Source organism: Anaerofustis sp. LCP19S3_F7 (genome assembly GCF_052119445.1).
GTDB classification, from domain to species: Bacteria; Bacillota; Clostridia; order Eubacteriales; family Anaerofustaceae; genus Anaerofustis; species Anaerofustis butyriciformans.
The window spans coordinates 25440-46172 of record NZ_JBQKFF010000002.1 but is presented as its reverse complement, the minus strand read 5'-3'; the positions used below and the strand labels follow the sequence as shown (position 1 = coordinate 46172).

The following is a 20733-nucleotide window of genomic DNA, read 5'->3' as shown; positions in this document are numbered from 1 at the left end:
CCTCTTATATTATTCTTCATCCTCAGAAAGTAAAACTTCTTCAACACTGTCTAAAATATTTACTTCACTATCAGCGTTTTCACTTTCAAATTTGCTTTTGCTTTTAATATCAATCTTCCAACCTGTAAGTCTTGCAGCAAGTCTTACGTTTTGTCCGTCTTTACCTATTGCAAGAGAAAGTTGAGAATCATCTACAACAACCATTGCAGAATTTTTTCCATCGTTTTCTTCTGTTTGTAAAATATCAACTTTTAAAACTTCGGCAGGAGCTAATGCATTTTTAATGTATTCAACAGGATCTTCGCTCCATTTAATAATATCGATTTTTTCTTCACCGATTTCATTTAAAACATTTTGAATTCTAATTCCTTTAGGACCTATGCATGTTCCAACAGGATCGATTTGTTCATCTTCAGAATAAACAGCAAGTTTACTTCTGCTTCCTGCTTCTCTTGAAATTGATTTAATTTCAACTAATCCATCTGCAATTTCTGCAACTTCTTCTTCAAATAATCTTTTAACAAGTCCAGGATGAGTTCTTGAAAGAATAATTTGAGGTCCTCTTGTTGTTATTATTACATCAGCAACATAAACTTTAAGTCTCATTCCAGGATGATAATGTTCACTTTTTACTTGATTTTGGCTGTTCATTATACCTTCAGCTTTACCTAAATCAATATGGATAATTCTGTTTTGTTCAATAACAGGTTCTCCGTGAATCATTTTCTTTACTTCTTTGTATTCTTCTCTTTGAATAACACCGCTTACCATTTCATCTTTTTTCTTCATGAATGTATTGCTGATGATATTTCTTTCTGATTCTTTAAGTTTTTGAATAATAAGTTGTTTTGCATTTTGTGTTGCAATTCTTCCAAAGCCTTTTGGATCAATATGAGTTATAACACTTCCTCCAAGAACGGCGCTTTTATCAAGAACCAATGCTTCGTGAAGTGAAATTTCCTTATCGTCATCTTCAACTTCTTCTACAATTTCTTTTGAATAAAAAGCATCAATAGCCCCTGTTGTTCTATTTATGTTTACAACCAAATCAACATTGCTTCTTGTATCTTTTTTATAAGCAGCAACAAGTGCTTGTTCAACTGCTACAATAATTTCTTCTTTATCTATACCTTTTGCTTTGTTAATTTCATCTAATGCTTCAATAAAATCTTTTAAAGAATGATCTGCTTCTTGTTTTTTCTTTCTTGCCATTTTTTTACTCCTTAATTAAAATTTAAAATCAAAACTTAAATTAACTTTACTTATATCTTCTTTTGGAATAGCCATATGATCATCGTCTACCAAAACTAAAACTTTTCCGTCTTCATACCCTTCCAAAATACCACTGAATTTTTTCCTTCCGTCCACTGACTTAAAAAGTGCTACATCTATCTTTTTACCTGTAAACTTTATAAAATCTTTTTCTTTTTTTATAACTCTGTTTACTCCGGGAGAAGATACTTCCAAAATATATTCTTCTTCTATTATGTCTTCTTCATCAAGCATATCTGATATAAGTCTTGTTACATTGCTTATATCGTCAAGATTGACTCTTCCTTCAATTCTTTCAATATATAATCTTAAAACTTTGTTATTTCCTTCTTTTTTAAATTCTATATCAACAAGTTCAAGCCCATTTTCACTTAATATATCTTCACTTAAAGCTTCAATTTTATCTGTAATTTTCAATATAAAGCCTCCTAAATAAAACAATATAAAACAATGAGTGGACATACGCCCACTCATCTAGCCTAAATTATTATACACCTTAAAATATAAAAAAGCAATAAAAAAGCCTCATTTTTATGATTAAACCAATATTTTAAGGTAAAAAAACATGTAAATACATAAAAAAAGAAGCATAAAAATGCTTCTTTAAAATTAATCTTCAATTATTTTTACATAAAATCTTCTATGTCTTGGACCATCAAATTCAGCAAAGTATATACCCTGCCATGTACCAAGCAACAATTCATTATCTTTAACTATAATAGTTTCGCTACACCCTACAACACTGGTTTTTATATGAGCAGTACTATTACCTTCATAGTGCCTAAATTCTCTCATATCAGGGAAAAACTTATCAAAGGCAAATAACATATCACCAACAACGTCAGGATCTGCAGCTTCATTTATTGTTATTCCTGCGGTTGTATGAGGAGAAAATACTGTACATAAACCATTTTGCACTTTGCTTTCCTTAAGTGCACTTTTAACCATATCCGTTATATTATGGAAATTTTCATTATCAGTTCTAAGATCAAATTCAAAAAGCATAACAAACTCCTTAATAATATAATTTCTTATTACATTATAACATTAATTATTAAAAAAGTTATCGGAATCATTATAATGTTCGTTAAAATTAAAGTCATGATTATTATTAAAAAGGTTATAGTGGTTTGTCGTAGTATAATAAATTGTTCCAGCAAACAACAATATAACCATTATAGCTAAAACAACAGCTCTAATTTTTCTATTTTGATATAAAAGAAACAATCCAATAACAACCAAAAATAAGGGCCACATTAAATCTATTGCTTTTACAAACCCAGAAAAAGAGAGAATATAAATATCAAGCAAATTTAAGATGCATCCGGCACCAATAACTATTAAAAGAATTCCAAGTATTATTTTTAGATTTCTATTCATGATTTTCACTACCTTCTTCTCTCATTTTCTTTATTTCTTCAATGGTAAATTCACCTTTATCAGAATCATTTTCAGTTTCTTCGTTTTCTTCATTTACATTTGAATATTCAACTATAGAAGATTGTGATTTTTCATTTATACAATCATCTTCTATAATATTTTCTTCTTTATTAATATCATCTTCTTTTATAACATTACTTTTTTCACTACTTGAATTATCAACATTATTATAATTTATATTATTCACATTTTCGTAATTAACATCTTTGTTTTTTTCTTTAAATGGAACACTTGATACTATTAAAAGAAGCCCTGCAATCAACAAACAAACGGGAACGATAAAATCTGACATATATTTTGGTAATACATTTCCAAGGAACAAAATAACACCTATTATAACTAAAAATAAACCTATCTTTTGTTGATTTTTATTTTTATTAATTTTTTCATCATCAAATTTATAAGCCCCTGAATTGAATTTCGTATTATACTCATTTACACCTGAACTATTAGAGTAAAAAGAAGAAAACTTTTTACTATGCATTGTATATTCTCTTATAGGCTCATAAGGAATTAAAAAACAAAGTAAAAGATATATAAAAATTAGAATACCACTTGTAACAAGTCCAAGAATTATTGCTACTATTCTTATTATTATAGAATCTACATCAAAATACTCTCCTATTCCCCCACATACTCCCCCAAACCATTTATCATCTCTGCTTTTATATAGTTTTTTTTCATTCATATCAAAGATGTCCTCCAAAGCAAATTTATATGTTTATATAATATATAAATATTATTAAATTTGCAATTAATCTAACATTAAAAACCCATTAAAATATTTTATGTTATAAAGCATATTGTTTTGCTTTTAATATAACCCCATGATATAATTTAGTTAACGTTAAGCCTTAAGAATGGAGATTATATGAATAAACAAGAACAAATTTTAAATGACTTTTTGGTTGAAATATTTAATGAGATACTAAAAGTTGAAGGTAATGCTTTAAAAAAAGGTAAATTCAAAAACCTTTCAATAAGAGAAATGCACGTAATAGAAGCCGTGGTAAAAAACGAAAAAGCCGGAAATAATACATCTTCAAACATTGCAAAATCATTAAATATTACTCCTGGAACATTAACAATAAGCGTTAATGCTCTTGAAAAAAAAGGTTATTTAAAAAGAGAAAGAAACGATGAAGACAAAAGAGTCATAAAAATTTATGCAACAAAACTTGGACACGAAGTAGAAAAAAATCATGCACAATTTCACGAAAATATGGCAAGAGAAATGCTTAATTTCTTCCCAGAAGAAAAAAGAGAAGTTCTTATTCAAGGCGTAGTTGAACTTGAAAAATTCTTTACAAATAAAAGCAAGGCAGGTGCATAAAATGGTAAGAATAATTGTAGACAGTACATGCGATTTAAGCAAAGAAATTGTAGAAAAACTTGATATTACGGTAGTACCTTTAACGGTAAGATTTGGCGATGATGAATTTTTAGATAGTGTTAATATTTCTAATGATGAATTTTATGAAAAGTTACTTTTAGCACACGACAATCTCCCTACTACATCACAACCAAGTCCAATAAAGTTTAAAGAAGTATTTGAAAAATATATAGCACAAGGTGATGAAATAGTTGCAATAATGGTATCTTCAAAATTAAGCGGTACTATGCAGTCTGCAACAATAGCAAAAAATGAAGTAGACGAAGATAAAATTTATATTGTAGATTCAAAAATTGCAAGCTTTGGAACCTATCTTCTTATAAGTGAAGCCGTAAAAATGAGAGACGAAGGGAAAAATGCCAGTGAAATTGCAATAAAAATAGAACATATGACAAATAATTTAAGACTATTCGTTTGCTTGAATACCTTAAAATATTTAATGTACGGAGGAAGAATATCTAAAACAACAGCAGCAATAGGCGAGATGTTAAACATTAATCCCGTATTAAAGGCAGTTGACGGAGAGCTTGAACAGGAAGGAAAAGTAAGAGGGAAAAAATTATCTTACAAATTTATGCTTGAAAGAGTAAAGGGTAACATTGATTATTCTTATCCTGTAACATTTGGACATTCTCATGCACATAAAGCCATTGAAAACTTTAAAGATTTCATGTACAAACATCTTCCAATAGAAGAAAGCGAAATAATTTCAATAGGCCCGACAGTTGGAACATATGCAGGACCTGGGGCAATAGGTATTGCTTATATACAAAAACAAGATGAAGAAGAATAAATAAAAACACACCAAAAGGTGTGTTTTTTATATTGTTACTGATTTTTATCAACTTTTGCATATCTAAATTTTGATAATCATTTATAAATTTATATTAAAAAAATATTTTTTCTCATCTAAGTTTATTGATAAAAAATCATTAATTTCATCCATAAACTATAATATTATAAAAAAGAGTTTTAGAATTTTCTAAAACTCTTTTAATATTTATGCTTCAACTGTTTCTGCCTCAAGTGTTTCTTTTAAATTCATATTTGCTTGAGAAAGCATAAGCTTAATTCTGTTAAGCTGATTAACTTCACTTGCTCCAGGGTCATAGTCTATTGCAACTATATTTGATAAAGGATACATTTCTCTTATTTTCTTAATTACACCTTTACCAACAACGTGGTTTGGAAGACAACCGAAAGGCTGTGTACAAACAACATTATTTACACCTGATTTAATAAGTTCCAAAATTTCACCTGTTAAGAACCAGCCTTCACCTGTCTGGTTACCAACAGACACAACATCATTTGCATAATAAGCAAGTTTATTTATTTGATTTGGAGCATTAAAATGTACACTCTTTGCACATTCTTCTTTATAAACTTTCCTGTATGTTTCTATAAAGTTTATTCCTAAATTGGATATTGTTGCGCTAATTTTCTTCATACCAAGTTTATCTGATTTAAAGTTGTTGTTATAGAAACAGTATAATAAGAAATCAAGAAGATCCGGCATAACGGCTTCCGCTCCTTCTTTTTCAAGTAAGTCTACCAAATGATTATTTGCACCAGGAAGGAATTTAACAAGAATTTCACCTACTATTCCAACTTTTGGTTTAACTTCATTTGTAATTGGAAGTTCATCAAACTCTCTTATAATATTTCTTATGTTTTCATGGAAAACTTTTTTAGAAGAACGAGGTTTTGATAAATCTTTTATACATTTTTCTTCCCATTTTTTATGAAGTAAATCCGCAGAACCTTTTACTACTTCGTAAGGTCTCATTCTATATAATACTCTCATAAACAAATCGCCGTAAACAACAGCTTGCAAACCTTTGTTTAAAAGTTTAGGTGTTATTTTAAAACCTTCGTTTGTTTCTATTCCGTTTGCATTTAGAGAAATTACAGGGATATGTCCCATTCCGGCATTTTCAAGAGCTCTACGAATAAATCCGATATAGTTTGTCGCTCTACATCCTCCACCTGTTTGAGTTATCATTATGGCAACTTTGTCAGTATCGTATTTACCTGAATTCAATGCTTCCATAATTTGGCCAACAACAATCAAAGAAGGATAACAAGCATCGTTGTTTACATATTTAAGCCCAATGTCAACAGCTGTTTTACTATCATCTTGTAATGCTTCATACTTATACCCACAAGAATTAAGAGCAGCTTCAAACAATGAAAAATGTATAGGAGACATTTGAGGAGAAAGAATTGTATAATCTTTCTTCATTTCCTTTGTAAATTCAACTCTTTCATAACTTGATTTTTTTATTTTTCTCTTTGTTTTTTTCTTATCTCTTATTTTAAGTGTTGCAAGAAGCGAACGAATTCTTATCCTTGCAGCTCCTAAGTTATTTACTTCATCAATCTTAAGTACAGTATGAATTTTTCCTACAGAAGATAATATATCTTTTACTCCGTCAACAGTAACCGCATCAAGTCCGCATCCAAATGAGTTAAGCTGTACAAGATCGATATTATCTTTTGTCTTTACAAAGCTTGCAGCTTTATATAATCTTGAATGATACATCCATTGATCCATTACAATAAGAGGTCTTTCAACTTCACTAAGATGAGAAACGCTGTCTTCGGTTAATACTGCAATACCATAAGAGTTTATCATCTTATCAATACCATGATTTACCTCATGGTCTATATGATATGGTCTACCGGCAAGAACAATTCCTCTTTTACCTGTTTCGTCAAGATATTTTACTACTTCTTCACCTTTTTTAGCTATTTTTTCTCTTACGCTTAAAAGTTCATCCCATGCTTTATCAACTGCTTTTGAAACATCATTTTTATCTAAGTCAAAACCTGTTTCTCCACCTTTTGTAAATTCTCTAATTATTCCTTCTTTTATTGTATTTTTATTTGTAAATGCAAAGAAAGGATTTAAAAATTTAACATTTTCACTTTCGATTTCTTCAACGTTGTTTTTGATGTTTTCTGCATAAGATGTAACAATAGGACAGTTATAATGGTTTCCTGCTTCAGGTGTTTCATCTCTTTCATAAGGAATACAAGGATAGAATATAGTTTTTATTCCTTGTCTTATTAAATATGTAACATGTCCATGAGAAAGTTTTGCAGGATAACATTCTGATTCACTTGGAATTGATTCAATTCCATATTCATAAAGTTTTCTCGTTGATACAGGAGAAAGCACAACTCTAAACTTAAGCTCTTTAAATAAAGTAGCCCAGAAAGGATAGTTTTCATACATATTAAGAACTCTTGGAATACCTACAGTTCCGTTAACTGCTTCTTCCTCACTTAATGGTTCATAATCAAAAGTTATTTTATTTTTATATTCAAACAAGTTTATGTCAGTCGCCTTATCTTTATGTATTCCAGCCCCTTTTTCACATCTGTTTCCTGTTATAAACTTTCTTTTACCACCATCAAAACTATTTATTGTAAGATAACAGTTATTTGTACACCCCTTACATCTTGTTGTAACCGTAGTATATGTAAGTTTATTTATTCCTTCCAAATCAAGCATGGAAGTTTCTTTTCCTTCTTCATATCTTTCTTTCGCAATTAAAGCAGCTCCAAACGCCCCCATAATTCCTGCAATATCAGGTCTTACGGCATCATGTCCCGAAATTTTTTCAAAAGCTCTTAAAACCGCATCATTATAGAAAGTTCCACCTTGAACAACAACGTGTTTTCCAAGATCATCAGGATTTGTTAATTTTATTATTTTATATAATGCATTTTTTATAACTGAATAAGCAAGTCCTGCAGAAATATCGCTTACCGGTGCACCTTCTTTTTGAGCTTGTTTAACGTTTGAATTCATAAATACAGTACATCTTGTTCCAAGGTCTATAGGATTTTTTGCAAACAAAGCTTCTTTTGCGAAATCTTCAACGCTGTAATCAAGAGATTTAGCAAAAGTTTCAATAAATGAACCACATCCTGAAGAGCAAGCTTCGTTAAGAAGTACGTTATCAACAGAACCATTCTTTATCTTTATACACTTCATATCCTGACCGCCAATATCCAAAATACAATCAACTTTTGGATCGAAGAAAGATGCAGCATAATAATGGGCTATTGTTTCAACTTCACCTTCATCTAGCATAAGAGCTGATTTTACCAAATCTTCCCCATAACCTGTTGAACATGAATAAACAATTTTTGCATCTTTTGGAAGTTTTGAATAAATATCTCTCATTGCTTTCATTGTTGTTTCTAAAACAGAACCATTATTACTACTATAGAAAGAATATAATAAATCTCCGTCTTCACTACAAAGTGCAAGTTTTGTTGTTGTAGAACCTGCATCTATACCAAGATAACAGTTTCCTTTATAGTTTTCCAAACTACCTTTTTTTACTGTATGAACAGCATGTCTTTTTGTAAACTCTTCGTAGTCTTCCTTACTTTCAAAAAGACTTTCTATTCTTTTTATTTCACTATTTAATTTGATTTCACTACTTAATCTTGTTTCTAATTCTTCTAGTGTAATATTTTCTTTTTCTTCACTGCTTAAAGCTGCTCCAATAGCTGCAAACAAGTGTGGATTTTCAGGCGATATTACATTTTCGTCCTTTAAATTAAGAGTTCTTATAAAAGCTTTTTTAAGCTCACTCATAAAATAAAGCGGTCCACCTAAAAAAGCAACATTGCCTCTAATTGGTTTACCACAAGCAAGCCCGCTTATTGTTTGATTAACAACGGCTTGAAAAATAGAAGCTGCAAGATTTTCTCTTGTTGCTCCTTCATTAATAAGCGGCTGTATATCACTTTTAGCAAACACACCACATCTTGCGGCAATAGGATATATATTTTTATAATCCTTCGCAAGTTTATTAAGTCCATTGGCATCAGTCTTTAATAAAGAAGCCATTTGGTCAATAAAAGAACCTGTACCTCCGGCACATATACCATTCATTCTCTGTTCAATTCCACCATCAAAATAAATAATTTTTGCATCTTCCCCTCCGATTTCTATTGCAACATCGGTATTTGGATGGAATTTTCTTAGAACAGTTGAAACCGCAACAACTTCTTGGACGAAAGGAATATTTAAGTAACTTGATAGGCTAAGCCCGCCTGAACCTGTTATAACCGGGTAAATTTTACAATCCCCTATTTTATCTAAAGCCTCTTTTATCATACTTAAAAGAGTATCTTGAATATTTGCAAAATGTCTTTCATATTTTGAATATAAAATATTATTATTAATGTCCATAATGACTACTTTAACAGTAGTCGAGCCAATATCTACACCTAATTTATTAATTGATTCCATTACACCCCTCCCAAATAATTATCATTTATTATAATTCTTTAAATTTTAAATAGCAATAAAAAAGCCGAAAATTAGAAGCAATTTTCGACTATTTTTCATATTTATTTCATTTTTATATCAAAAAATATTATCTTTTACATGAGCATACATAACAACAAATGTTTCTGTTGTTCCAAATTGTTGTGCTCCTTCAAGAAGCTCTGCAAGGTGAGTTGTACTTGTTACATAAGCTTTTATTATTAAGGAGTATTGTCCGGTTAAATAATAAAATTCACTTATTTCACTTGTATTATTTGCAAACTCCTTAAATTCATCATACTTACTTGCGGGCATATCTATGGTAATAAATACGGTTATCCCTTGACCAAGTTTTTCCCTGTTTATTATAGCTTTATAAGCAGTAATTATTCCTTTTTGTTCTAATCTTTTTACTCTTTCAGCAACAGCAGGAGCAGATAAGCCAAGCTCGTTTGCCAAATGCTTCATTGTAATTCTTCCGTCAACATTTAATCTTTCTAGTATTTTTCTATCAATTACATCCATTTTTTCTTACTCCCTGGTAATAATTTGCTACTTATAAATTATATTACAACATTTAATTAAAATAATAAAGGATTTTTTTTAAATTACTTTATTTTATAAGTATTTTTTCAAATCATCTACTTTATCTAATTTTTCCCAAGGGAATTCACTTCTTCCAAAGTGTCCATAAGCTGCTGTTTGTTTATAAATAGGACGTCTTAAATCAAGATGTTCAATAATTTTTGTAGGTCTTAAATCAAAGTTTTCATTTATTATTTCAACTATTTTATCATCACTTAATTTTGATGTACCATAAGTATTGACATATATACTTACAGGTTTTGCAACCCCAATTGCATATGCAACTTCAATTTCAATCTTTTCACATATACCGCTTGCAACTATATTTTTTGCAATGTATCTTGCCATATATGAAGCACTTCTATCTACTTTTGTAGGATCTTTTCCTGAGAAAGCTCCACCGCCGTGTCTTGCATATCCACCATATGTATCTACGATTATTTTTCTTCCTGTAAGCCCACTATCTCCTTGAGGTCCACCTATTACAAATCTTCCGGTAGGATTAATAAAATATTTTGTATTTTCATCAAGAAGATCTTCATCTATAACGTCTTTTATTACATATTCTATCATGTCATGTTTAATTGTATCTAAGGATACTTTTTCATCATGTTGTGTTGATATAACAACTGTATCTATTCTTACAGGTTTATCGCCATCATACTCAACAGTTACTTGAGTTTTTCCGTCAGGCCTTAAATATTCTAAAGTTTTATTTTCTCTTACTTCTGTTAATTTTAAAGCAAGTTTATTTGCAAGAGAAATAGGAAGAGGCATGTATTCTTCTGTTTCGTTGCAAGCAAAACCAAACATTATACCTTGATCTCCTGCTCCGTTTTCTTCTTCGTCTTCTGCTGCATCAAGAGATTTATCAACGCCCATTGCAATATCACTTGATTGTTCATCTATTGATGTAATAATACCACATGTATTTCCGTCAAACCCAAATTTGGCTCTTGTATATCCAATATCTGTAATTGTTTTTCTTACAATTTTTGGAATATCTACATATCCGCTTGTTGTTATTTCTCCCATAACAAGAACAAGTCCTGTATTTATTGCACACTCACATGCAACTCTGGCATTTGGATCTTGTGCTAAAATAGCATCCAATACGCTGTCACTTATTTGGTCACATATTTTATCTGGATGACCTTTTGTAACAGATTCTGATGTAAAAAAGTGTTTATTCATTATTTCCTCCCATTTGTGACCTTAAATAAAAAAATCCTCATAGGAACCTATGAGATTAAATGTCTTCCTCATCATTCGGAAAAATCCCGTAGGTATTGGCACCGTACAAGCTGTCGGTTGCCGGGTTTCATAGTGCCTATTCACTCCACCACTCTAAATAAGGTCTATTATTTTACAATTGGAATATTACCATATAAACAATATAAAAGCAATATTTTATTTTATTTTGTTATAAAATACAAAAAAAGCTGCTATCAAAAACAGCTTTTTTAATAAATATATCGTAAGATATGCTTATTATTTATTTTAAATATAATAAATTAAAATTTATTTATTGTCTTACATTCGTTAACGGCAGTTTTTACCCCCTCAATATCTCCTCCACTTTGAATTGTAACAGCTGCAGCAATACCACCTTCAACAATTGGTCCGTCTATCATATACGCTTCGTTCTCACACATATCAAGTGCCATTTCCGTTGTCATTACAGCACTTCCAAGATCCATCATTATAATAACACCATCTCCACTGTCAGCTTCAGAAATACCGTTCATGATTTTTTCCATATCAGTTCCGATACTTCCGTCACTTAAACCTCCCGCAGCAACAATTTTTACATCTTTTGCCATTTGTGCAGCAAGTTCTTTTACTCCAAGAGCAACTTTTTCACTGTGAGAAACAATAACCATACCTAACATAAAAATATCCTCCATTATTTTATTTATAGTATTATATCATAATTATTTATATAAACAAAAAAATAAGAGGAAATCCTCTTATTTTAAAGCCATAAAATTATAAGCCCGCCTCTGCCTGAATTTACAACTCTTGTAAGTGCTTTTTGAACTTTTATTTTATTGTCATCTTCAATAGATGTAAGTTTATTTTGCATATTATCACTTATCATATTTTTTAAATTTCTTCCAAAGAATTCACTTTCCCAAATTTTTTCTTGATCATTTTTATATTCATCCATTATTTTATCATAAAACACCTGACATTCTTCCTCTGAACCTATTGTAGGACTTATTGATGTTTCTACATTTGTACATATAATATGAAGTGCAGGAGCAGAAGCCTTTATTTTCACCCCATGTCTTGAAGATTTATTTATCATTTCAGGCTCATCTAATACATAATCTTCAAACTCAGGTGTAACTATTCCATACCCGCTGTTTCTTGCAACATCCAAGGCAGATGCTATTTTTTCATATTCTCTTTTTATATTAGTAAGAGATGAGATAAGCATAAATAAATCGGATTCATTTTCTATGGTAACTCCGTTTTTTTCGTTTAGCATTCCATAAAATATGCTGTTATTTATATTAACATCAATATGTATAACACCAAGACTAAGATCTATATTTGATATATTCATTTCAAAATTATCAAATTTCGATTCTTTAATTCCTTTTAAAACTTTATTTAAAGTATCATTCTTATTTGAATTTGATAAAATAAAATTATAAATTTCCTTGTTTATTTCATCTTCTTTATCTAATAAGTCTGTCCACAAAGGAAGAGAATAGTTAATTTCTTTAACAGGGAATTCAAACAAAACATCCAAAAGAAGATTTTCGATATCATCAAGAGTTATATTCATAACATCTAAAATAATAACTTTACACCCATACTTTTCTTCCATACTCTTACAAAGTTCTTTAGACTTACTGCTTGAAGGATTTTTTGTATTAAGAATTGTAACAAAAGGCTTATTTATGTTTTTTAGTTCATTTATTACTTTTTCTTCTGCTTGAACATAATTTTCTCTATCTATACCGCTTATACTACCGTCTGTTGTTACAACAATCCCTATTGTAGAATGTTTTTCTATAACTTTTTTTGTTCCTATTTCTGCTGCTTTTTTAAAAGGCATAGGATTTTCGTCCCATGGGGTTCTTATCATTCTTTCTTCATTTTCGTCCATATCCCCAATAGCCCCTTCTATTACATATCCTACACAATCAACAAGCCTTACATTCAAATCAATTCCTCCACCAAGAGAAATGTTTGCAGCGGTATTTGGAACGAACTTAGGCTCACAAGTCATTATTGTTTTTCCCGAACCGCTTTGAGGAAGTTCATCTATGGCTCTTTCCTTTTTAAACTTATTATCTATATTTGGTATTACAAGTTCATCCATAAATTTTTTTATAAAAGTGGATTTACCTGTCCTAACGGGTCCTACCACACCCAAATATATATCTTTACCCGTTCTTTTTGATATATCTTCGTATATTCCCAAATTCATAAGAAAACCTCCAAACTCATGTATCTTACTTATACATATTTATTTGGAGGTTAAAATATAATTATTTTTTTAATTTTCTTGTTTTCTTCTGTATATTAATTTTATAGGAGAACCTAAAAATGTAAAAGCTTCTCTTAATTTGTTTATTAAATATCTTGAATAAGCTTCTTGTTCAAGTTCTGGATCATTTACAAAAATAACAAATGTTGGAGGTGAAACCGATACTTGAGAGAAATAGAATATTTTCATTCTCTTTGTACCTTTTGCAGGTGGATTGTTCATCATTACTGCATCTCCCATTATTTCGTTTAAAAGACCAGTTGTAACTCTCTTTGAATATTCTTCAAGAACCTGTTCAATTAACGGCATTAATTTATGTGTTCTCTTTTTCTCTGTTGCACTTATGAAAAGTATAGGAGCAAAATCAAGGAAATATAATGAGCTTCTTATTTTCTTTTCCATTTCCTTCATCGTATTTGTTTGCTTTTTAACTAAATCCCATTTGTTTATTACAATAATGACAGCTTTAAACCTATCTTTTATAAGTCCGGCTATTTTTACGTCTTGCTCTGTTACGCCTTCCATTGCATCAATCATAAGAAGACATATATCACTTCTTTCTATTGCCCCTATTGCTCTGATTGTGGAATAATGTTCTATATCATCATATATTTTTGCTTTCTTTCTTATACCAGCTGTATCAATTAAAGTATAATTTTTACCTTCATAATTAAATACTGTATCTATGGCGTCTCTTGTAGTTCCAGAAATGTTACTTACTATAACTCTGTTTTCTCCAAGAAGAGTATTTACAAGACTTGATTTTCCTGCATTTGGTTTACCTACAACGGCAATCTTGGTTCTTTCTTCTTCATCTATTCCCTTTTTATTTTCAGGGAAATGAGCAACAACTTCATCAAGTAAATCACCAAATCCAAGAGCATGTTCAGCACTTATAGCTATTGGCTCTCCTAATCCTAAATCATAAAATTCATATCTTAAATAATCTATATCAAAAGAATCAATTTTATTTACTGCTAATACACATGGTTTTCCGCTTTTTCTTATCATATTTGCAACATCTCTGTCAGATGCTGTAACTCCGCTTCTTCCATCAACGACAAGAACAATAACATCAGCCATATCAATTGCTAGATTAGCTTGTCTTTTCATTTGTTTTAAAATTATGTCATCACTTTTTGGCTCTATACCGCCTGTATCAATCAAGAAGAAACTATTTCCACCCCATGATGTATCAGTTATAATCCTATCTCTTGTTACACCTGGTGTATCTTCAACAATTGAAATTCTTTTTCCAGAAATCTTATTAAATAAAGTTGATTTACCGGTGTTTGGTCTTCCTATTAATGCAACAAAAGGTTCTCTCATTTTTCTCCTCCTTTTAACTACTTAATTTATCTATCATTTTAATGTCTTCATCACTTAAAGTAACCTGTACTGTTTCGTTATCCGTATAGATTACTTTACCTTCTTTCATTCCGCTTGGTTTCTTTACATATTTTATATATGTGTAATCAACTGCCACATTTGAAGAATTTTTTGCTTTTGAATAATAAACACAAAGTTTACAACCTAGCTCTAATGCTTCATTAGAATATTTACCATTGTTTGTTCTTATTATAACATGAGATGAAGGAATATCTTTAGTGTGAATCCATAAATCTGTTTTAAAAGCAAATTTTCTCGTTAAATAATCATTATCAAGAGAATTTCTTCCAACATATATCTCATATCCATCATGGCTTTTAAATACAAGTTTCTTTACTTCTTTTAAATTTGACCTTTTTTTCTTTTTCTTTATATATCCAAGCTGTTCTAAAACTCTTTTTATTTCTTCAACTTCAGGATATGTCTTTGCTCTTTCTAAATATAAAGACTGTGATTCAAGGAAATAAACATTCTCTTCCCCTTCTTTAATAAGCTTTTGTAAATATTTCTTTGAATTTTCAAGCTTTGAATACTTTTTAAAATATTTATTTGCATTTTCACTTGGAGATAAGGCAGGATTTAGGGAAATAGTCATTTCTTCATATGGTTCTTTAAAGAAATTTAAAACTTTTATGCTTTTATCTCCTTTTTTAAGATTATGAAGATTTGAAAGAAGCAACTGACCTTTGATGTTATATTTTTCACTGTCTTCTGCTTTTTGCAAATCTTTTTTTCTAAGTTCAAGTTTATGTTCTTCTCTTGATAAAGTCCTGTTTATAAGATTATATACATCTTTATATACAACCTTTAATCTATTCATCCTATCAATTTCATGATAGTATTCATCTATCATTTCAGACGGAGATGAAAATTTCTCTTTGTCAAGATTATCATAGGCTTTTATGTCAATACAAACATAGTCTTTATTTTTATCGTCTTTTTTATATAAATTATAAGTAAGCTTATTATCAAGGCCTTCAAAATATTTTTTTATTGAACTTACTACATTTTCTATATCATTTTTTTCCAGATCATTTAAACCTACGTTTTTATCTATATTAAGACCATCTGTTACTTCATCAAAAATAACGGGACTTATACCATTAAATGTTGCCATTAAAGCTTTTTTTAATGTAGTATCCCCCTTACTCATTATATTGTCTATCGCTACAAATTCATTAAAATTCATGGGATTTAATCTGTCTTTTGTAGGATATTCATAATCAATCTTAGGAACAACTTCTCTAAGTAAAGGGTTATCAGGCTTTATGTGTTTTATTGAGTCGATTATCTTTTTACTTTCATCATCAACCAAAATTAAGTTTGAATTTCTTCCCATAATTTCAGCTATTAACGTAAGATTTTGATAATCTCCAAGTAAATTTATGCTTTCAAAATGAATTTTAATTATTCTATCAAACTCATAACCGTCAATATCCGTTATAACAGCTCCTGAAAGGTATTTTCTAAGAAGCATACAAAAGCCATAAGGCTCATTCATTGAAGCATTATAAGTATTTATAAAATGAACTCTTGGAGTAGATGACCCCGCATTTATAAGTAACATTTCTTTTTCATTTCCGAAAGTATGAAGTACTACTTCATACTTTGTAGGCATATATATTTTATTAATCTTACTTCCTATTAGTTTATTTTTAAGCTCTTTTATTAAAGCATAAGTTGTAATTGAATCAAAAGGCATTTTATTTTCTCCTTTATTTGTTTAACAGAGTAAATTATATATTAATTTTATTTTATTAGCAAATATATAATAATAAATTTTTTATTAAAAGAATTATGAGGTGTTCTATGGGGTTTATAAGTTTCTTTTTAATAGCTATTGGACTTTCTATGGATGCATTTTCAGTTTGTTTATGTATTGGAATGAGTAAAAATATAAATGTAAAACAAATATTAAAGGTTTCTTTTTTCTTTTCTTTTTTTCAAGCTTTAATGCCGATTTTAGGATATATATTAGCAATAAATTTCAGTGAAAAAATAAGTTGTATTGATAATATTATAGTTTTCTTTTTACTTTCTTTTATTGGAATAAAAATGATTATTGAATCTTTAAAGGAAAATGAAAATAAAAAATATAATTCTCTTTCACTATTAAAGATATTGTATTTATCATTAAGCGTAAGTATCGATGCATTAGCAATAGGAATTTCATTTGCATTTGTGAATATAAAAATTATCCCTGTAACAATATTAATTGCACAAACAACTTTTTTAATATCCATTATTGGCATTTTATCAGGAAGTTTTTTAGGGAAAATACTAAAAAACAAAGGAGAAACTTTGGCAGGAGTTATTCTTATTATTATTGGAATAAAAACATTATTTAACTAAGAATGATATTAATATTATATTGATAAAAATTATTTTTAATTTTATATTAAACATATAATTAAAAAAAGGAAAAAAATTATGAAAAAGAAAATAATACTTTGTTTATTATCATGTTTTATGATATTAAGCCTATTTACAGCTTGCGGTTCATCTGATGAAGATGGTGTAAGCAAAGACGAAGAGGGATTTCAAAAAGTGCAAAATTATATTAAAGAAGGAAACTATGATGCAGCAGATTCATTGTTAACTAAGAGTAGATTTGATAATCCTACTTATTATTATTTAGCAAATAACGATTATCTAATTGCACAAAAGAAATATGGAGAAGCTTTTTGTAACATCGGGAAAGGACTTGAAGATAGAAAAGTAAAAGAAAATGATGAAGATTTAAAAAAATAAATGACAAACTTGATGAAATAACTGCTTCTTACGGAGATAAAGTGCAAAAAATAAGAGATAAAGAAAGAGAAAGTTATTTGGAAATGAAAGAAGAGCTTGATGACATACAAAAACAAATTGATGACGAGTTAGAAAAATACTATAATAACAAATCTTCTAAAGCAAAACTTCTTAGATTACATGAAAAAATATATAGACAATATAAACAAATGGCATATATTAAATGCGATGGATATACAAACGAATATAATGCAATTTCAAATTATAAATCATATGTAAAAAAACAAATAAACTATATTGAAGATTTTGCAGAAAAAAAAGCCGGTAAAGATATAAAAGTAGAAACAAAGCTTCTTGAAGCCCAAGAATATGCACTTAAGTATAAATCAGAATTTGAAGAAATAATAAAAGAAGAACCAAAACTATATTAAAAACAAAAAAACAATTAAATTTCATTTTAAAAGTTAAAGAAATTTAATTGTTCTTTTTTTTGCAAAAAAAATAAGTAGATGAAAATTTACAATTGACAAATAATTTTATTTTTGTTACATTAGTTATGTAAAGGTTTATATTTATATTTGGAGGAAAAAATGTATAAAGAACAAAGGCAAGAAATAATTCTTCAATATATATACGAAAAAAAAGAAGCAAGTGTAAAAGAATTATCAAAGATGCTTGGTGTATCAAACGTAACAATTAGAAAAGACTTAATAGAACTTGCAAACATGGGTAAAATTTTAAAAACCCACGGGGGCGCAACATCCGTAGAAAGTATATTATCAACGGAAACTCCTCATTATCAAAAAGATAAGACATTCAGAGAAGAAAAAGAAAGAATTGGAAAAGATGCCGCAAAATTAGTCGAAGAAGGTAATACTATTATAATAGATGGAGGGTCAACACCTTATCATGTAGTACCTAATATTTTGGATAAAGAAGTCATGGTTATTACAAATGATGTAAAAGCAGCATATAAACTGGCGCTAGATTCAAAAGCTAAAGTTTTAGTTTCAGGAGGCTACATAGAAAAATCTGTATTTTCTCTTTTAGGCTCTACTTCAGAACATCTATTCCAAACGACACATTCAGATATTGCTTTTATAGGTTTAGATGGCATGGATATAAACTACGGAGCAAGTGTAAAATCATTTACAGAAACACCTGTAAAACAAGCAATGATTAAAAATGCAGAAAAAGTAGCCGCTGTAATTGACCATTCAAAATTAAATCAAAAAATGCTTATTAAATTTGCAGATATAGAAGATTTTGATTATATCATCACAGACGAAATGAGTGATGAAGACATAAAAGCTTACAAAGAAAGAGGCGTAGAAGTAATCATTGCAAAATAAAAAGACCAAAAGGTCTTTTTTATTAAAGTAGATATAATTTTTTTCATAACTTTTAACTACTATGATATAATTCCATAAAGGAGGTTTTTATATGAAAAAATTTATCAATAAACCTGAAAACGTAGAAAACGAAATGTTAAGCGGAATTGCAAAAATGCATCCGGAATATGTAAAAAGACTTGAAGGTCTTGACGTAATCGTAAGAAAAGACAAAAAAGAAGGAAAGGTAGCATTAATAAGTGGAGGAGGAAGCGGACACGAACCTGCTCATGCAGGATATGTTGGATACGGAATGCTTGATGCAGCAGTTGCAGGACCTGTATTTACATCACCTACTCCTGATCAAATTTACGAAGCTATTAAAGCAACAGATGCAGGAAAAGGAACTCTTCTTATAATTAAAAACTATACAGGAGACGTTATGAACTTCGATATGGCTGCTGAAATGGCTGCTATGGAAGATATTAAAGTTGAACAAGTAATAGTAAATGATGATGTTGCTGTAAAAGACAGCCTATACACAACAGGAAGAAGAGGCGTTGCAGGAACAGTATTTGTTCATAAAATTACAGGTGCAGCAGCAGAAGAAGGAAGAAGCCTTGATGAAGTAAAAAAAGTTGCAGAAAAAGTAATTGCAAATGTTAGAACAATGGGAGTTGCAATTTCTCCATGTACTGTACCGGCGGCAGGAAAACCGGGATTCGAAATAAACGACGACGAAATGGAAGTAGGTATCGGTATTCACGGTGAACCTGGAACTCATAAAGAAAAACTTACATCAGCTGATGAAATAACAGCTCATCTTCTTGATTGCATACTTAAAGATTTAGACTTTGAAGGAAGCGAAGTTGCCATAATGATAAATGATTCAGGAGCAACACCTCTAATGGAACTTTATATTGTAGGAAACAAACTATCTGACATTTTATCACAAAAAGGAATAAAAGTTTACAAGAGCTTCGTAGGACATTATATGACATCAATCGAAATGGCAGGATTTTCAATAAGTTTACTTAAACTTGATGATGAACTTAAAGCACTTCTTGACAGCAAAGCTGATACACCTGCTTTTAAAACATTATAAGGAGAAAGAAATTGACAAAAGAAACTTTAATAGAATTAATTAAAAATATAGCAAAAAAAATTGAAGAAGAAAAACAATTTTTAACAGATCTTGACAGCGAAATCGCTGACGGGGACCATGGAATAAACATGGCAAGAGGATTTGAAGCTGTAGAAGCAAAACTTGATACCGTTAAAGATAAAGACTGTGGAACAATATTAAAAACAGTAGGAATGACTTTAGTTTCAACTGTTGGAGGCGCAGCCGGACCTTTATATGGAACAGCATTCATGAAATCAGGAATGGTTCTTGCAGGTAAAGAAGAATTAAACGGCGAAGATTTTATAAAATCTATGGAAGCTGCAATTGAAGGCGTAAAACAAAGAGGAAAGTCAGATAAAGGTGAAAAAACAATGCTAGATTCTATGATTCCTGCTTATGATGTTTTCAAAGAAAACATAGATAAAGGAACAAAAGAAGCAATGAAAGAAGCCTTAGATGCTGCAAAAGAAGGAATAGAGTATACAAAAACAATAATTGCAACAAAAGGTAGAGCTGCCTACATTGGAGAAAGAAGCATAGGACATCAAGACCCTGGAGCTACTTCTTTTACTTATATGCTTGAATGTTTATATAATATTTTATAAAATAAAAAGCCTGACAAAAAATCAAAAAAAGACCGCATATGCG

Annotated in this window: 20 protein-coding genes and 1 riboswitch; of the genes, 8 read left to right on the top strand and 12 right to left on the bottom strand. The window is 29.7% G+C overall.

The genetic code is table 11. The features are described from left to right. Window positions 1-9: 9 nt before the first annotated feature. The 5 genes from nusA to ACTQYZ_RS03615 form a co-directional block, all read right to left on the bottom strand. Window positions 10-1212: a transcription termination factor NusA gene (gene nusA, locus ACTQYZ_RS03635; RefSeq protein WP_441022767.1), complete on the bottom strand. Its 1203-nt coding sequence runs from the start codon at window positions 1210-1212 to the stop codon at window positions 10-12. 15 nt (window positions 1213-1227) lie between these two features. Next, window positions 1228-1689: a ribosome maturation factor RimP gene (gene rimP / locus ACTQYZ_RS03630; RefSeq protein ID WP_171020591.1), complete on the bottom strand. Its 462-nt coding sequence runs from the start codon at window positions 1687-1689 to the stop codon at window positions 1228-1230. A gap of 192 nt (window positions 1690-1881) precedes the next feature. Then, window positions 1882-2277: a secondary thiamine-phosphate synthase enzyme YjbQ gene (locus ACTQYZ_RS03625; protein WP_138268794.1), complete on the bottom strand. Its 396-nt coding sequence runs from the start codon at window positions 2275-2277 to the stop codon at window positions 1882-1884. Between the two features lie 42 nt (window positions 2278-2319). Then, window positions 2320-2652, bottom strand: coding sequence for a LiaF transmembrane domain-containing protein (locus ACTQYZ_RS03620; RefSeq protein WP_441022765.1), 333 nt, complete (start codon window positions 2650-2652; stop codon window positions 2320-2322). Continuing rightward, complete coding sequence (locus ACTQYZ_RS03615; RefSeq protein ID WP_441416047.1) at window positions 2645-3400, bottom strand: PspC domain-containing protein; 756 nt, start codon at window positions 3398-3400, stop codon at window positions 2645-2647. The genes ACTQYZ_RS03620 and ACTQYZ_RS03615 overlap by 8 nt, the downstream gene beginning before the upstream one ends. Before the next feature lie 183 nt (window positions 3401-3583). Between ACTQYZ_RS03615 and ACTQYZ_RS03610 the strand changes: the two genes are divergently transcribed. Together ACTQYZ_RS03610 and ACTQYZ_RS03605 are read left to right on the top strand one after the other, a co-directional pair. After that, entirely contained in the window at window positions 3584-4045 is a 462-nt protein-coding gene (locus ACTQYZ_RS03610; protein ID WP_441022762.1) for a MarR family winged helix-turn-helix transcriptional regulator, read from the top strand. A 1-nt stretch (window position 4046) separates the two neighbouring features. After that, window positions 4047-4898 (top strand): DegV family protein, encoded by an 852-nt coding sequence (locus ACTQYZ_RS03605; RefSeq protein WP_441022761.1) that lies wholly within the window; start codon window positions 4047-4049, stop codon window positions 4896-4898. A 207-nt stretch (window positions 4899-5105) separates the two neighbouring features. On the opposite strand, the gene ACTQYZ_RS03600 is transcribed toward ACTQYZ_RS03605, so the two are convergent. From ACTQYZ_RS03600 to ACTQYZ_RS03570, 7 genes are all read right to left on the bottom strand, one after another. Beyond that, the gene (locus ACTQYZ_RS03600) at window positions 5106-9380 is read right to left on the bottom strand and encodes an acyl-CoA dehydratase activase-related protein (RefSeq protein ID WP_441416046.1); all 4275 of its coding nucleotides are present in this window, start codon (window positions 9378-9380) and stop codon (window positions 5106-5108) included. Window positions 9381-9497: 117 nt separating this feature from the next. Next, window positions 9498-9923, bottom strand: coding sequence for an Lrp/AsnC family transcriptional regulator (locus ACTQYZ_RS03595; protein ID WP_441022759.1), 426 nt, complete (start codon window positions 9921-9923; stop codon window positions 9498-9500). Window positions 9924-10016: 93 nt separating this feature from the next. Further along, the gene (gene metK / locus ACTQYZ_RS03590) at window positions 10017-11177 is read right to left on the bottom strand and encodes a methionine adenosyltransferase (RefSeq protein ID WP_441416045.1); all 1161 of its coding nucleotides are present in this window, start codon (window positions 11175-11177) and stop codon (window positions 10017-10019) included. Window positions 11178-11242: 65 nt separating this feature from the next. Then, window positions 11243-11341: riboswitch (SAM riboswitch) on the bottom strand. A 156-nt stretch (window positions 11342-11497) separates the two neighbouring features. Beyond that, the gene (gene dhaM, locus ACTQYZ_RS03585) at window positions 11498-11875 is read right to left on the bottom strand and encodes a dihydroxyacetone kinase phosphoryl donor subunit DhaM (RefSeq protein WP_329383836.1); all 378 of its coding nucleotides are present in this window, start codon (window positions 11873-11875) and stop codon (window positions 11498-11500) included. A gap of 83 nt (window positions 11876-11958) precedes the next feature. Then, a complete protein-coding gene (gene spoIVA / locus ACTQYZ_RS03580; protein ID WP_441022754.1) occupies window positions 11959-13428 on the bottom strand; it encodes a stage IV sporulation protein A in 1470 nt (489 codons plus the stop codon). Window positions 13429-13497: 69 nt separating this feature from the next. Next, window positions 13498-14817 carry a ribosome biogenesis GTPase Der gene (gene der, locus ACTQYZ_RS03575; protein WP_441416044.1) on the bottom strand — a complete coding sequence of 440 codons (1320 nt, stop codon included), beginning with the start codon at window positions 14815-14817 and terminating at the stop codon, window positions 13498-13500. 13 nt (window positions 14818-14830) lie between these two features. Next, window positions 14831-16579: an Rqc2 family fibronectin-binding protein gene (locus tag ACTQYZ_RS03570; RefSeq protein WP_441416043.1), complete on the bottom strand. Its 1749-nt coding sequence runs from the start codon at window positions 16577-16579 to the stop codon at window positions 14831-14833. 107 nt (window positions 16580-16686) lie between these two features. Here ACTQYZ_RS03570 and ACTQYZ_RS03565 point away from each other — a divergent pair, with 107 nt between their 5' ends. The 6 genes from ACTQYZ_RS03565 to dhaL all read left to right on the top strand — a co-directional run bounded on the left by ACTQYZ_RS03565 (window position 16687) and on the right by dhaL (window position 20690). Next, window positions 16687-17229, top strand: a complete 543-nt coding sequence (locus ACTQYZ_RS03565) for a manganese efflux pump MntP (protein WP_441022750.1) — start codon at window positions 16687-16689, stop codon at window positions 17227-17229. A gap of 78 nt (window positions 17230-17307) precedes the next feature. Next, on the top strand, window positions 17308-17628 hold the full coding sequence (locus tag ACTQYZ_RS03560; RefSeq protein WP_441022748.1) for a hypothetical protein: 321 nt from the start codon (window positions 17308-17310) through the stop codon (window positions 17626-17628). A 41-nt stretch (window positions 17629-17669) separates the two neighbouring features. Then, window positions 17670-18059, top strand: a complete 390-nt coding sequence (locus ACTQYZ_RS03555; protein WP_441416042.1) for a hypothetical protein — start codon at window positions 17670-17672, stop codon at window positions 18057-18059. A gap of 159 nt (window positions 18060-18218) precedes the next feature. Continuing rightward, on the top strand, window positions 18219-18980 hold the full coding sequence (locus ACTQYZ_RS03550) for a DeoR/GlpR family DNA-binding transcription regulator (protein ID WP_441416041.1): 762 nt from the start codon (window positions 18219-18221) through the stop codon (window positions 18978-18980). Between the two features lie 91 nt (window positions 18981-19071). After that, complete coding sequence (gene dhaK / locus ACTQYZ_RS03545; RefSeq protein ID WP_441416040.1) at window positions 19072-20064, top strand: dihydroxyacetone kinase subunit DhaK; 993 nt, start codon at window positions 19072-19074, stop codon at window positions 20062-20064. 11 nt (window positions 20065-20075) lie between these two features. Beyond that, window positions 20076-20690, top strand: coding sequence for a dihydroxyacetone kinase subunit DhaL (dhaL, locus tag ACTQYZ_RS03540; RefSeq protein WP_441022744.1), 615 nt, complete (start codon window positions 20076-20078; stop codon window positions 20688-20690). Window positions 20691-20733: the final 43 nt, after the last annotated feature.